Here is a 12,703-nt window from a genome sequence, read left to right on the forward strand (position 1 = left end):
GAGGGTCTGCGAAGCAGTCCCGAGGCGTGCCGAGGGCGGAGCCCGCAAGGGCGGAGCGCGCTGACCAGCTTTATTCCGCACGCCCAAGCATTCCCTTATGTTAGAATGCCGGACGTGGCACGATGCTTGACGCTCAACGCTAGCTACGAGCCCGTGGCCCTGGTGCCGGTCAAGAGGGCTATCGTCCTCGTCGTCTCCGAGAAGGCCGAGATCGTCGAGGCCAACCTGGAGCAGAGGTTCCGTTCGGAGAGGTCCGAGTACCCTTATCCGCTCGTGATCCGGCTGGTCAAGTACGTCGAGATACCGCGCCGCCTGCGCAAGCACGTAACGAACGCCATCCTCTTCGCCCGCGACAACTACAAGTGCCAGTACTGCGGCAAACACCGCAACGACCTCGGCCGCCGCGACCGCCTCACCCGCGACCACGTGAAGCCTATCTCCAAGGGCGGCCTCAACACCTGGGACAACGTGGTCACCGCCTGCACCAAGTGCAACGCGCGCAAGGGCAGCCGCCTCCCCATGGAGTGCGGCATGTACCCGAAGACCACCCCCAAAGAGCCCCGCTACGTGGTCATGGTCTGGTACTCCCGCGACCTGAACGAAGTCCAACGCCGCTACGTGGATCAGTTCTACGGAGGCCTACCGGCCTCCTAGCGGTCAGCTTTCAGCGGTCAGCAATCAGCCAAACCTTTCGAAGCGGTTCTCTGCACGGTGAACGTACAGTATCGGCAAGAGTAGCTCCATGGTCCGCGGCGCCGCGTACGACGCGCATAGGCGGCGCCGGCTGGAAGCTGAAAGCTGATAGCTGACCGCTATAAGATATAATTCTTTCTCGTCGTTGGGCCACGAACAGGATTTCTTTGGACTACAACGGTTTTTCGGAGAGGGTCGGGCGTATCGTTGGGAACGTCGAGCGTGCCGTGTCGGGCAAGCGTGAGAGCGTTTTCGTGGCCGTCGTGGCGATGCTGGCGGGGGGCCACGTCCTGATCGAGGACGTGCCGGGCGTCGGGAAGACCTTGCTCGCGAAGTCGTTGGCGCGTTCTATTCGGGCGGATTTTCGGCGGATACAGTTCACGCCCGACCTCTTGCCCGCCGACGTCACGGGGCTCAACGTCTACAACCAGGGGGATGGGGACTTCGAGTTCTGGGCGGGGCCTGTGTTCGCGAACGTGGTGCTTGCCGACGAGATCAACCGCGCCTCCCCCAAGACCCAGAGCGCGCTACTGGAGGCGATGGAGGAGGGGTCGGTTACGGTCGACGGGGTGACGCGGCACCTGCCGCAGCCCTTCGGCGTCGTCGCCACCCAGAACCCCGTGGAGCACGAGGGGACCTACCCTTTGCCGCACGCGGAACTCGACCGGTTCATGGTCAAGATGCGGATAGGTTACCCGGACGAGGACGCCGAGACGGAGATGTTACGCCTCTCAAGGGACCCGGTCGCCGACCTCTCGCCCGTTGTCGAGGTCGAGGAGTTCATGGAGATGCGGCGGCTCGTCGAGGAGGTTTACGCGAGCGAGGCGGTTTTGCGGTACGTCGTCTCGGTGACGTCGGCTACGCGGGAGCACCGCGGGATCAACCTCGGCGCTTCGCCCCGGGCGAGCCGGATGCTTCTCTCCTCGGCCCGCGCCCGGGCCGCCGCGAACGGGCGCTCCTACTGCGCGCCGGACGACGTGAAGGCAATGGCGCCAGGGGTCCTGGGGCACAGGATCATCCCCGCCGCCGGCGCGGGCGATGGTGGTTCTTCGGAGGAGGCCGAGGAGATCGTGCGCGACATCCTCTCCTCCGTGCCGGTAACCGAGGCGGTGTAGGACTTTGCTTCGCCGGGCCGGGAGGGACGGCTCGCGTCTCTCCGTCAGGCCCACGTCCGCCGGCTGGCAGGTGCTGGCCGCCGGCGCGCTCGTCTTTTTCGTGGCAAGGCTCATCGGCACCACGCAGTTCCACCAGCTCGCCTACGCGCTTCTGGCATTGCCCTTCGCCTCCCTCGTGCTCGGGATCGCGGGTAGCCGCGGCGTCCGTTTTTCGCGCTCCGTCCCGCCGGGGACGCACCTGACGGCCGGGGAGACCTCCGCCGTCGTCCTGGAGCTCTCGCGCACGCGCTTCGGCGCGTCGAGGGCCGAGGTCGTCGACCGCCTGCCGGAGCCGCGCACCCTGAAGTTCCCGCCCCCGCGGGGCGGAAACCGGACGGCGGTTCTGGAGGCGCCCCTCTCCTTCCCGCGGCGCGGGGTCTACGAGCTTGGTCCCGCGGAGACAAGGATATCCGACCCCTTCGGTCTCCTCGGCTTCTCCAGGACCTTTCGGGAGAAGACGGAGGTCGTCGTCTACCCGAAGACGTATCCTTTGCCCGGCTTTCCCCTGCGCGGCGGGGACATGGAGGCTGGCTCGCGCGGCTCGCGCGGGCAGCGCGGGGACGAGTTCGCGAGCCTGCGCGAGTACCGCCGGGGGGACGACCGGCGCCACATCCACTGGAAGAGCGTGGCCCGCACCGGCGAGCTCTTCGTCAAGGAGTTCTCCCTCGAGGCCCCGCGCCGCCACACGGTGGTACTCGACGCCAGGCGGGAGGGCATAAGGACCAACGAGGGCGAGGTCGAGGACGCCGTCTCCGCGGCCGCCTCGGTGCTGCGCCACCTCTCCCGCGAGCGCCTGCCGCTGCGCCTGCTCTGCGCGAACGCCGCCGCGCAGGCGACGGAGTTCGGCAACGACGACGCCCCCTACCGGGAGTCGATGCGGCTCCTGGCGCAGGTCAGGGCCGACGGGGCCCGCCACCTCTCTGAGGTCGTGCTCGAAGGACGGGGCGGGCTCGGCGAGGGCGTCGTGATCGTCTCGCGCACCCGCGACGCGGGGCTGCCCGCCGCGGTGCGGTCCTTGCGGGACGCCGGCCTCTCCGTCGTGGTCGTGGCGCTGGCGACTTACACCTACCGCACGCCCCCCGGTAGCGGGGGCGCGGCGCAGGGGAGGGGGGAGGAGTTCGCCCGGTCCCTGCGGCTGCTGGAGGCAGCCGGGGCCACGGTGCGCGTGGTCGACCAGCCGAACGGGGTCGGGGGCCTGTCTGGAGGACGCAGGAGCGCAAGGGCGGGGAGCAACGGGTGAGGTACTGGCTCTACGCGGCCGTGCTGGTGGCCGGGTCCGCGTTCTCGATCCTGTTCACCGGCGACTTATACACGGAGACGAACACGGGCTTCGGCGACCTTTCGGTCGTCTCTATCATCGCGGGGAACCGGGCCTTCTTGCCCATGCTCTTCGCCGCGGCCGTGGGTGCTCTGATCGGGTCCGCGGGGAGGTGGAGGTTCGTTCTACTGGTCCCCGTCGGGGCGCTTTACACGATCCTGGCCGTCTACGGGGTGCCGCCCGTGTTCTCGCCGGGCGAGTGGCGGCAGTTCGGGTACAGGATCGGGAACGACGTGATCGACGCGGCGAACATCATGTACGCCGAGCCCGTCCCGTACGACCTGGCGCCCGGCATCTTCGTGATGGTCCTGCCGGCGGTCGTCATCCTCGCGACCTTCGCAACCTCGGCCGCTTTGTACGAGGGGACCCCGGTCCTCTCGGTGGCGGTCATGGGCCTCACCATAGGCGTCCTCTCGACCGTCAGCTTCGAGGACGGGGCCGGGCCGTTCTTCGCGGCCTTCCTCGCCTGCGCCGTGGGGCTGCTGCTCGCGGCCGGGTCCGTCGGGCAGGAGGGGCCGGGGCGGGCCGCGCTCGTCGCGGGGGCCGCCGTGGTGGCGCTCGCGCTGCTGGTGCCCAGGCTGCCGTTCAACGACGCCACCATCAGCCCCGGCATGATCGACTGGACCCGCATAGGGACCGGCGGGACCTCCAGGCTCGACGTGCAGGCCGACGTCGGGGACTATCTGGCCGCCGGCCGCGACGCCGAGCTCTTCACGGTCAGGAGCCCCGAGCCGCTCCTCTGGCGCGGGGGGACGCTGGACTCCTTCGACGGCGTCCGCTGGTCAGACACCACCACGCCCGCCGAGGACTACGGGGCGGAGCTCGCCCCCGGCGTCCCCTCCCGAATAGTGGAGCAGGACGTGGAGGTCCTCAACGCCGAGACCGACGTCCTTTTCGGGGGCTACAGGATGGTGGATACCGACCGCTTCGACGCGACCCGGCACTCCGACTCCTCCTGGACTTTGGACGAGCCGTTCGAGGAGGGCGACAGCTACGAGGTCATCTCCCAGATCCCGCAGCCGACCGAGGGCCAGCTCCAGGCCGCCGGCACCTCCTACCCGTCTTCCGTCGAGAGGAAGTTCCTGCAGCTCCCCGACAGCACGCCCGGGGTCGTCGCCGAGACGGCCGACAGGATAGAAGAAAGATACGATCCCGGCACGCCCTACGACACGGCGCGGGCGGTGGAGCGGTACCTGATCTACGACGGCGGCTTTATCTACAACCTGGACGTCAGCTACCGGCGCGCGGACAAGGCAGTGGAGGAGTTCCTGGGAGACAGCAAGGAGGGCTTTTGCACCCAGTTCTCGACCTCGATGGCGCTGATCCTGCGCGACATGGATATCCCCTCGCGCGTCGTCTACGGGGCGACGAGCGGGGAAGAGGTGGACGAGGACGAGTACGTGGTGACCGGCTCCAACATGCACACCTGGGTGGAGGTCTATTTCCCCGGCGTCGGCTGGTACCCGTTCAACCCGACCCCCGGCTTCTCCATGCCGTCCACGATGGAGGCGAACGCCCGCAGGCCGAGCATCCCGGTCCCGTCGACCATCGGAGGCCCGACGGAGAACAACCTCGACCTGCGCCAGCGGCTGAACGAGCAACGCCCGGCCCCGGAACAACAGCAGCAGGACGCCCGGCAGGATCGAAACACCGCCCCCTCGGAGGAGAGGCAGGCGCCCCTGTGGCCCCTGTTCGTGGCCCTGCCCGTGCTGCTCGTGGCGGCGGTCCCGCTCTCCAAACGGGCGCTCGCGGCCCGCGGCAGGCCCGAAGACCTGTACGGCGACCTGACGGGACGCCTGCGCGACGTTTTGCCGCCCAACACCGCCGCCGTCGCGGACTCCCCGGCCCTCACACCCACCGAGCGGGTCCTGCTGCTCTCCGGGGCCGCCGGCGTCGAGGAAGGACCGATGGGCGGGTTCGCCAGGGCCTACTCGGATCACCTCTACTCCGCCTCCGGGGACGCCGATGCCGTCGCCGCCGCCCACCGCCGCGCGCTAGGGGCCTACGGGCGACTGCCGCTCTGGAAGAGAACGCTCGCCGCGGTAAACCCGTCTTCGCTCCTCGCCAGGATGGGAAAGAACGTCGCGTCGGGGCGGGCGCGGGCGGGGAAGGCGGTGCGGGGCAGGATACGGGCGCTGCTCCGAAGGGGGCGTTGAAGTATACGGTAGGGGGTGTAATAATTCGGCAACAAACCGCCCCACTACAGCACGGGAGGTGCTGATGCAGCAGAAGCAAGAGACCACTATCGTAAACATCACCGATAACGCTGCAGAGAAGGTCAAGGCCCTCATGGCCCAGGAGGGCGAAGAGGATCTCGCCCTGCGCATCGGCGTCAGGCCCGGTGGCTGCTCCGGCTTCCAGTACAACATCTACTTCGACGACGAGATCGCCGACGACGACGAGGTCTTCGAGACCAAGGGCGTCAAGCTCGCCATCGACGCCATGAGCGTCCCCTACATCATGGGCAGCGAGTTCGACTACGTCGACGGCCTCATGGGCGCCGGCTTCGCCGTCAACAACCCGAACGTCCAGGGTGGTTGCGGCTGCGGCAGCTCCTTTACTTGCTAGGCGGCCTCCTTCGGAGACCGCGCTGATAGCTGTCGGCTTTCAGCTTTAGATCTTGGTTCGAAGCCCGGGGTTCTCGCCCCGGGCTTTTTGTTGCGCCGGTTTGCCGGGCCGGACGGGTGACGGCCACGTGGGGGCGTTTCGCGAAACGCTCCGCTACACGGCGTTCTCGTTGATGAGGTCTTCGAGGATGGTTACGGAGTCGGCGTCCAGTTTGGTGCCGCTGTCTTCTCGAAGGATGCCGAGGACCTTCTCCTTCGGCAGGGCCTTGTGGTACGGGCGGTCGGCGGAGAGGGCGTCGTAGATATCGGCGACGGCGAGGATTCTTGATGGGAAGTCGAGGTCTTCCGCCCCGACGCCCCGGTGGTAGCCCGAGCCGTCTAGCTTCTCGTGGTGGTTGGCGGCGGTCTCGGCGATGGGCCTGAAGGGTCCCACGCGGGAGAGGATCTCGTACGTCAGCTCGGGATGCCGCCTGACCTTCGCGTACTCCTCGTCCGTAAGCGGGCCGGGCTTGTCCAGGATGCGGTTGGAGATGCCGAGCTTGCCGATATCGTGCAGGAGGCCGGCGCGCATCAGGTCGCGCGTGGCGTCGGGCCCGAAGCCGGCCCTCTCTCCCATCGCCACGGCCACCTTCGCCACCCCTTCCGAGTGGCGGTACGTGAAGGGGGACTTGGCGTCGATGATCTCGCCGAAGGCGCGGGCGACGAGGTCGACGCGCTCCGGGGTGGCCTCGAGGGTGCGGTCGTCGGGCTCCAGGCGGGTCACCTCCCGTTGCGGATCTTCCCGGGAGAGGTCCTTCCACAGCCCGCCCTCTGCGGCCTCGGCCAGCAAGACCTCGACCAGCGCCGGGTCGAACCAGCGTCCGCTGCGAACTCTAGCGACCTCCTCCGCCCCGGCGGGGCCGTGGGCCGTGAAAAAGACCTCGACCGTCTGGGCCAGGCCGCAGATGCGCGCCAAAAGCGGTATCTCCTCGCCCTTCAGCCCGTCGGGGTGGCCCCTGCCGTCCCAGTGCTCGTCGAGGCTCCGGATCGCCCAGGCCGTCTCCTCGGGGAAACCCATGAGGCGCGTGATGTCCGCCCCGCGTTCGCAGCGGATGCGGATGAGGTTCCTCGACTCGGCCTGCCCCCTGGCCGCGAACCGGACCATTTTCCCGGCTTTCGCCAGCAACGACCCGTCCGGGCTCACGGTGCGCGCCGCGTAGAGTGCGGCGTGGGGCAGGCTCGTCCAGTCCACGGTCTTTACTTTTTTCTTGGCCTCCATGTCGTCGGCGTCGAAGAGGGTGGACATCATGGAGGCGTTGCTCGAACACCCGGCGTCCTTGAGCAGCAGGGCGTAGAAGAGCGCAGAACGCATCTCCGCGTCGAGCCCGAGCCGCCCCGCCACCTTCATCCCCACGAGGCACGAACGGACGGTGTGCCCTTCAGGCTGCCCCTCTACCAGGTCGAGCGCGAAGGAGAGCGCCGAGAGGACCTCGGAGAACCTGAGGTCCCCCGACTCCCGCTTCGTCTGCGGGCTCATCGCGCCCCTTCTTCCAGCCGCCGCAGGGCGAGCATGACCGCGGCCACGCCGCTGGAGGAGACGATCTCGCCGGAATGGACCAGCCCGAAGATCTTGTCGAGCGGCACGCGCACCACCTCGATCGACTCGTGCTCGTCCGGGTCGGGCGGGGACTTCTCCTCCACGCCGCGGGCGAGGAACAGGTATGCCCAGTTGTCTTTCAGGCTTGGGGACGAGGCGAGCGAACCGAGCGGCTCCCACTCCCCGCCCCCGTAGCCGGTCTCCTCCGCCAACTCCCGCCTGGCCGCGACCTCGGGCTCCTCGCCCGGCTCGACGAGGCCGGCCGGCAGCCCGAGCTCCAGCATCTCGATCGGCGGCCTGTACTGGCGCACCAGGACGACCTCGCCGCCCTCCGTGACCGGAAAAATTATGGCCGCGTCGGGACGTTCGAGGACGTAGTAAGGGTCCTTGACCGAGCCGTCGGGGAGGCGCAGCCGGTCGGAGCGGAGGTTGAAGTAAGGGGTCTCGAGGAGCCTTTCGCCGCCGAGGCGCTCCCAGGCGCCTTCAGCCAACGCCCGCCTCGTCCGTGGTGTCGGACGCCTCGCCCTCGGCCAGGACCTTCGGCAGGTCCTTCGTAAAGGCGCTGCGGGCCATGACGCGGTCGCAGCCCGCCTCCTTTGCCGCAACCGCGAGGTCCTTCTGGACGTGGGAGAGAAAGCCCACGGTCTTTACGCTTCTCGTCTCGTCCTCGGACCTCACGGTCTGTAAGACCTGTAGAGGATCGAAGCGGGAGGAGTTGAGGTCCAGGATCAGGAGGTCAGGGGGGGAGGTCCTGATGGCGTCATCCAGCTTCTTGGGATTGCGGGGGAAGGAGGCCGTGATGCCGAGCTGTGTGGCGGTCTCGGAGATCTTGCTCCGAAACAGCAGGTCTTCCACGGCCGCAACTATTCGTCTCGCCAAGACCGATTCCCCTCCGCGTTTCTCATTGGTATGCCTCGCACATTCTACCCCGTGGGGTTGCGGTATCCTATTCGGGTGGACAGATTGATCGAAGCCCGCGCCGGCCTGCGGCGCACGCGAGAGACGCTATCCAACTTCACGCCGTTCCTGAAGACCCGCCGTAAGGGCCTGCTCTTCGCGCTCTTCGTCCTCCTCGTGGAGACCGGGACGAGCCTCGCCCAACCGTGGCCCCTCGCCCTCACCATAGACTACGTCCTCACGGACAACGAGCCCGTGCCGGCCTTCCTGCCGGGGTTCTTGCAGGACAAGGCGGCCCTGCTCGCCGCGATTGCGTTCCTTATAGTCTTCATCTTCATGCTCACCCGGAGCATCGCCTCATTCCGGCGCTTTCTCCTGCAGAAGCTCGGGCAGGAGACGGTCTTCGACATGCGCGAGTCCCTGTACGCGAAGGTTCACGCTCTGGGCCTCGACTACCACGGCAAGAAGCGAACCGGCGACACCATCACCCGCGTGACGAGCGACGTGAAGGAGGTGCGCACGCTGCTGGTCGACTCCGTGGTCGAGGTGTTGTCTTCCGTCATGATCCTGCTCGGCATGCTCGTCGTGATGCTCTGGATGAACTGGCAACTCACCCTGCTCGCCCTGGTTACGGTCCCTTTCCTCTTTCTCGCCGTGAGCCGCTACCGGCGGGCGCTCGTCGAGAGGATGCGGGTGGTGAGGACCAAGGAAGGCATCATAGCGAGCGTTATGCAGGAGGCGATAACGGGCATCCGGGCCGTAAAGCTCTTCGCCCGCGAGAACGACGAGATGGAGCGGTTTCGCAAGGAGAGCCGCGAGTCCTTGCGCGCCAGCGTCGACAGCGCCGTCATAGAGGCCAAATTCAGCACCGTCCTCGGCATCGTCGGCGGCATCGGCACGGCCCTCGTCGTCTACTTCGGCGCGAGGCAGGTGCTCTCGGGCGCCCTCTCGTTGGGCGACCTTACGGTCTTCGTGGCCTACCTCGCGCTCTTTCTCTCGCCTCTGTGGGCCTTGAGCCGGCAGGTCAACCAGATCGGCAAGTCCCTCGTCTCCGGGGAGCGCATAATCGAGCTCCTGAACGCAAACCCTACCGTCAAGGACGAGCCGGGCGCCGTCCAGGCACCCCCCTTCGAAGGCAACGTCGCCTTCGAGAACGTGCGCTTCGCCTACGAGGACGAGGCCGGGGAGGTCTTGCGGGGCGTGGACTTCGAGGTCGAGGCAGGCAGCCGCGTCGCCCTCGTCGGCGTTAGCGGCGCCGGGAAGACCACCGTGACGAGCCTTGTAGCGCGCCTCTACGATCCCTGGCAGGGACGGGTCCTGATAGACGGGCGGGACGTAAAGGACTTCACGCTAAAGTCCTTGCGGGATGAGATCACCTTCGTCCCCCAGGACCCCATGCTCTTCAGGGCGACGGTCGCGGACAACATCTCCTACGGCAAGCCTGGTGCCGACCGGGACGAGATCGAAGCCGTGGCAAACCTCGCCGGTGCCGACGACTTCATAAACGGGATGCCGGAAGGCTACGACACTATGCTCTCGGAACGGGGCGAGAGCCTTTCGGGGGGGCAGCGCCAGCGCATCTCCATAGCCCGCGCGATGCTGCGGGACACCCCTATCCTGATCCTGGACGAGCCCCAATCAGGCCTGGACGCCGAGGCGGCGAGCGCGGTGGAGGAGAGCTGGCGGGCGCTGACGGCGGGCAGGACCACCTTCGTCATAGCCCACGAGCTGAGGCTCGTCAGGAACGTAGACCAGATCCTGGTCCTCGAAGAGGGCCGCGTCGCCGAGGCCGGCACCCACGAAGACCTCGTCTCATCGGGCGGCCTCTACGCCAGGCTCCTCTCCCTCCAGGAACGCGACCCCGTCCAGCCATAGAGCGGAGAATCCTTGAAAGAACTCCTGATAATCAGCATAGTCCTTACCGCCGTCGCCGTCTTTATCTACGTCTCTTTCGCGTAGACGCGCCGCCATGCTGGTAGTGGGAGGGACTGGGAGAGCGCCGAGGCGGCTTGGGTGGAGAACGGTTGACTCCGGGCGACCGGGGTGGCATTAGAGGTCTGCGAATTTGTAGCCCGCGCCACGGACGGTCAGGACGTAGCGGGGGTTCTGGGGGTCGGGCTCTAGCTTTTTACGGATGTGCTGGACGTGTACGTCCGCCGCGCGGGCCTCGCCGAAAAAGTCCCCGTCCCAGAGGTGGCGCATGATCTGCTCCCGGCTGTAGACCCGGCCGGGCGAGGAGGCGAGCAGCGCCAGCACCTCGAACTCCTTGGCGGTCAGGGAGGCCGTCTCGTTCTGGCTCATGACTTCCCGTTTGAGGAGGTCGACCTCGAGACCGGGGAACTCCAACTTCTGGGTCTGCTGGCCCTCGGCCGAGTCCAGGCGCCTGCGCCTCAGGTGGGCGCGAACCCGGCTCACGAGCTGGCGCGGGGAGAAAGGCTTGGTGACGTAATCGTCGGCCCCGACCTCCAGGCCGACGACCACGCTGGTCTCGTCGTCGCGGGCGGTCAGCATGATAATGGGCACGGCCTTGTTGCGGGAGGAGCCGGACCGAAGCTCCCGGCACACGGAGACCCCGTCAACACCGGGGAGCATGACGTCGAGCACCACGAGGTCGAAGGTCTCGGCGCCGCCGAGTCGCCTCAGGGCGTCCTCGCCGCTGGGTACCGTGGAGGTCTCCATGCCCTCCCGCGAGAGGGCGTGCTCCACCACGTCCCGAACCGCCGGATCGTCCTCGACCACGAGTATCCTGCTCATCTCCCATCCTCCTCCGGCAAGATTATCTCTACCCGCGTGCCCGCTCCCCCCTCGGAAGAGAGGGAGATCTCGCCCCCCATCCGGCGGACCAGATCCCGGCAGATGGGGAGCCCCAGCCCGAACCCGCCGGAGCCGTCCCTACCCCGGTAGAAGCGCTCGAAAACGTAGGGCAGGTCCTCCTCCGGGATGCCGTCGCCGTCGTCCTCGACAGCGAGCCTGGGCCCGTCCGCGCGCAGCCGCACCGCGCCGCCCCCGTGCTGGAAGGCGTTGTTGAGGAGGACCAGGAGGACCTGGTCCAACCACTCCCGGTCCGCGAGCACGCGACCCCCCTCGCCGTCGACGCGGAGGGCGTGGCCCGCCCTTTCTGCGAGCGGGCGCATGCGCTCGGCGGCCTCGCTGGCGGCGAGCTTCGTGTCGAGCGGCTCCGGCTCGGGGTCCCGGCCGTCTGAGCCCGTGCGGGCCAGGCGCAGCAGCGTCTCCGAGAGCCGCTGCATGCGACGGGCTTCTGAGTGGATGTGGTTCAGGAAGCGCCGCCGGAGCTCCGCGTCCTCGTCTCCGGTCAGCAGCAGCTCGGAGGCGCCGAGGATGGTGGTGATGGGAGTCTTTAGCTCGTGGGCGGCGTTCGCGAGGAAGCGCTGCTGGTTGGCTTCCAGGCGCCGTCCTTCGGAGAGGTCCTGCACGACCACGAGCACGCCGCCCTTGTGATCGTCGAAGGCGGGCATGCGCTCCAGGTAGACCCTCAGGAAGTCCTCCCCGGCACGAACGCGGGCCTCGCCGCACTCGCCCTCGACCGCGCAGCGGGCCACGGCGCGCGGCAGGTCGTAGTCCTCGAAGGCGTCGGGCACCTTGCCGGGGGCCGTATCTTCCTTGAGGTTCAACATACTTCTTACGGAGTTGTTGGCGAACATGACGTCGCCTTCGAGATCTACGGCCAGCACGCCCTCGCTGAGGCTGTTCACCACGGCGTCGAGCGTGGCGTTGTTCTCCTCCAACTGGACAAAGGAGGCCTGCAGCCTGGCCGCCATGGCGTTGAACGATCGCGCGAGTTCCCCGAGCTCGTCGTCCGAGCCCGGCCGGATGCGTGAGGAAAAGTCGCCCCCCTCGATGGATCTGGCGCCCAGCGTCAGGCGCTCTATCCGACGGGAGAGGAGGGTGGCGAGCAGGAACATCAGACCGCCGCCGAGCACGGAAGCTATCGCCGCCGCTTCGAGGCCGCTGCGCAGGAACAACTCGTAGGCCGTCGCCTCGAACTCTTCCGAGGCGAGGATGATCCCGCCCGCAAAGGAGCCCTCGACGACCACCGGCTGCACCGCCACGCTCACGCCGCCCCTCCGCTCGAACGCCCGTTCGCCGACGGCGGCCGTCCTCAACGCCTCCCCGGAGGGCTCGAAGCCGTCGACCGACCCGTCGCGGGCCACGATGCTGCCGAGCTGGTCCACTACCACGACCTCGCCGCCCGTGGAGTCGGCCGCGAGCGCGAGTTCGTTGCGGAAGGCTTCGTCGCCGCGCGTCTTGGAGAGGGCGTCGGCCGTCGCCGCGGCCTGGCTTGTGACGATGCTCTGGGCGGAGGCCGTGATCCTGGCCCTCAACGTGGGCACGCCGTAGAGGAACATCAAGGCTATGGAGAGCAGCACGATGAGCACGGCGGCCAGCGGCATCCATATGCGAAGTTTTAGACCCACGCGCGGATTCTATACCTCCCGTCCGGGGACCCCCGCCGCCAAGGGCCCGTGGTTCCGGAAGT

11 protein-coding genes are annotated in these 12,703 nt (G+C 67.7%); 6 read left to right on the plus strand and 5 right to left on the minus strand.

Translation table 11 applies throughout. The features are described 5' to 3' along the window. The first annotated feature begins 114 nt into the window (after positions 1-114). From GBA63_RS02540 to erpA, 5 genes are all read left to right on the plus strand, one after another. Positions 115-654 (plus strand): HNH endonuclease, encoded by a 540-nt coding sequence (locus GBA63_RS02540; RefSeq protein ID WP_228282270.1) that lies wholly within the window; start codon positions 115-117, stop codon positions 652-654. 206 nt (positions 655-860) lie between these two features. After that, positions 861-1,808, plus strand: a complete 948-nt coding sequence (locus tag GBA63_RS02545) for an AAA family ATPase (protein ID WP_207957042.1) — start codon at positions 861-863, stop codon at positions 1,806-1,808. A 4-nt stretch (positions 1,809-1,812) separates the two neighbouring features. Next, on the plus strand, positions 1,813-3,087 hold the full coding sequence (locus GBA63_RS02550) for a DUF58 domain-containing protein (RefSeq protein ID WP_166173187.1): 1,275 nt from the start codon (positions 1,813-1,815) through the stop codon (positions 3,085-3,087). Next, positions 3,084-5,321 carry a transglutaminase family protein gene (locus tag GBA63_RS02555; RefSeq protein ID WP_166173189.1) on the plus strand — a complete coding sequence of 746 codons (2,238 nt, stop codon included), beginning with the start codon at positions 3,084-3,086 and terminating at the stop codon, positions 5,319-5,321. The genes GBA63_RS02550 and GBA63_RS02555 overlap by 4 nt, the downstream gene beginning before the upstream one ends. Before the next feature lie 64 nt (positions 5,322-5,385). Next, complete coding sequence (gene erpA, locus GBA63_RS02560; RefSeq protein WP_166173191.1) at positions 5,386-5,733, plus strand: iron-sulfur cluster insertion protein ErpA; 348 nt, start codon at positions 5,386-5,388, stop codon at positions 5,731-5,733. 153 nt (positions 5,734-5,886) lie between these two features. Here the strand turns inward: erpA and GBA63_RS02565 are convergent, their stop codons facing one another. Genes GBA63_RS02565 through GBA63_RS02575 form a run of 3 tightly spaced genes read right to left on the minus strand, consistent with a single transcriptional unit; the run spans position 5,887 to position 8,187 of the window. Next, entirely contained in the window at positions 5,887-7,248 is a 1,362-nt protein-coding gene (locus GBA63_RS02565; protein WP_166173193.1) for an HD-GYP domain-containing protein, read from the minus strand. Then, positions 7,245-7,799, minus strand: a complete 555-nt coding sequence (locus tag GBA63_RS02570; protein ID WP_166173195.1) for an NUDIX hydrolase — start codon at positions 7,797-7,799, stop codon at positions 7,245-7,247. The genes GBA63_RS02565 and GBA63_RS02570 overlap by 4 nt, the downstream gene beginning before the upstream one ends. Beyond that, positions 7,792-8,187 carry a response regulator gene (locus GBA63_RS02575; protein WP_166173197.1) on the minus strand — a complete coding sequence of 132 codons (396 nt, stop codon included), beginning with the start codon at positions 8,185-8,187 and terminating at the stop codon, positions 7,792-7,794. The genes GBA63_RS02570 and GBA63_RS02575 overlap by 8 nt, the downstream gene beginning before the upstream one ends. Positions 8,188-8,262: 75 nt before the next feature. On the opposite strand from GBA63_RS02575, the gene GBA63_RS02580 reads away from it, so the two are divergent. Continuing rightward, on the plus strand, positions 8,263-10,080 hold the full coding sequence (locus GBA63_RS02580) for an ABC transporter ATP-binding protein (protein WP_166173199.1): 1,818 nt from the start codon (positions 8,263-8,265) through the stop codon (positions 10,078-10,080). 174 nt (positions 10,081-10,254) lie between these two features. On the opposite strand, the gene GBA63_RS02585 is transcribed toward GBA63_RS02580, so the two are convergent. Next, positions 10,255-10,959 carry a response regulator transcription factor gene (locus tag GBA63_RS02585; RefSeq protein WP_166173201.1) on the minus strand — a complete coding sequence of 235 codons (705 nt, stop codon included), beginning with the start codon at positions 10,957-10,959 and terminating at the stop codon, positions 10,255-10,257. Continuing rightward, complete coding sequence (locus GBA63_RS02590; RefSeq protein ID WP_166173203.1) at positions 10,956-12,641, minus strand: sensor histidine kinase; 1,686 nt, start codon at positions 12,639-12,641, stop codon at positions 10,956-10,958. The genes GBA63_RS02585 and GBA63_RS02590 overlap by 4 nt, the downstream gene beginning before the upstream one ends. Between the last annotated feature and the right edge of the window lie 62 nt (positions 12,642-12,703).

It is taken from the genome of Rubrobacter tropicus (genome assembly GCF_011492945.1).
GTDB classification, from domain to species: domain Bacteria; phylum Actinomycetota; class Rubrobacteria; order Rubrobacterales; family Rubrobacteraceae; genus Rubrobacter_D; species Rubrobacter_D tropicus.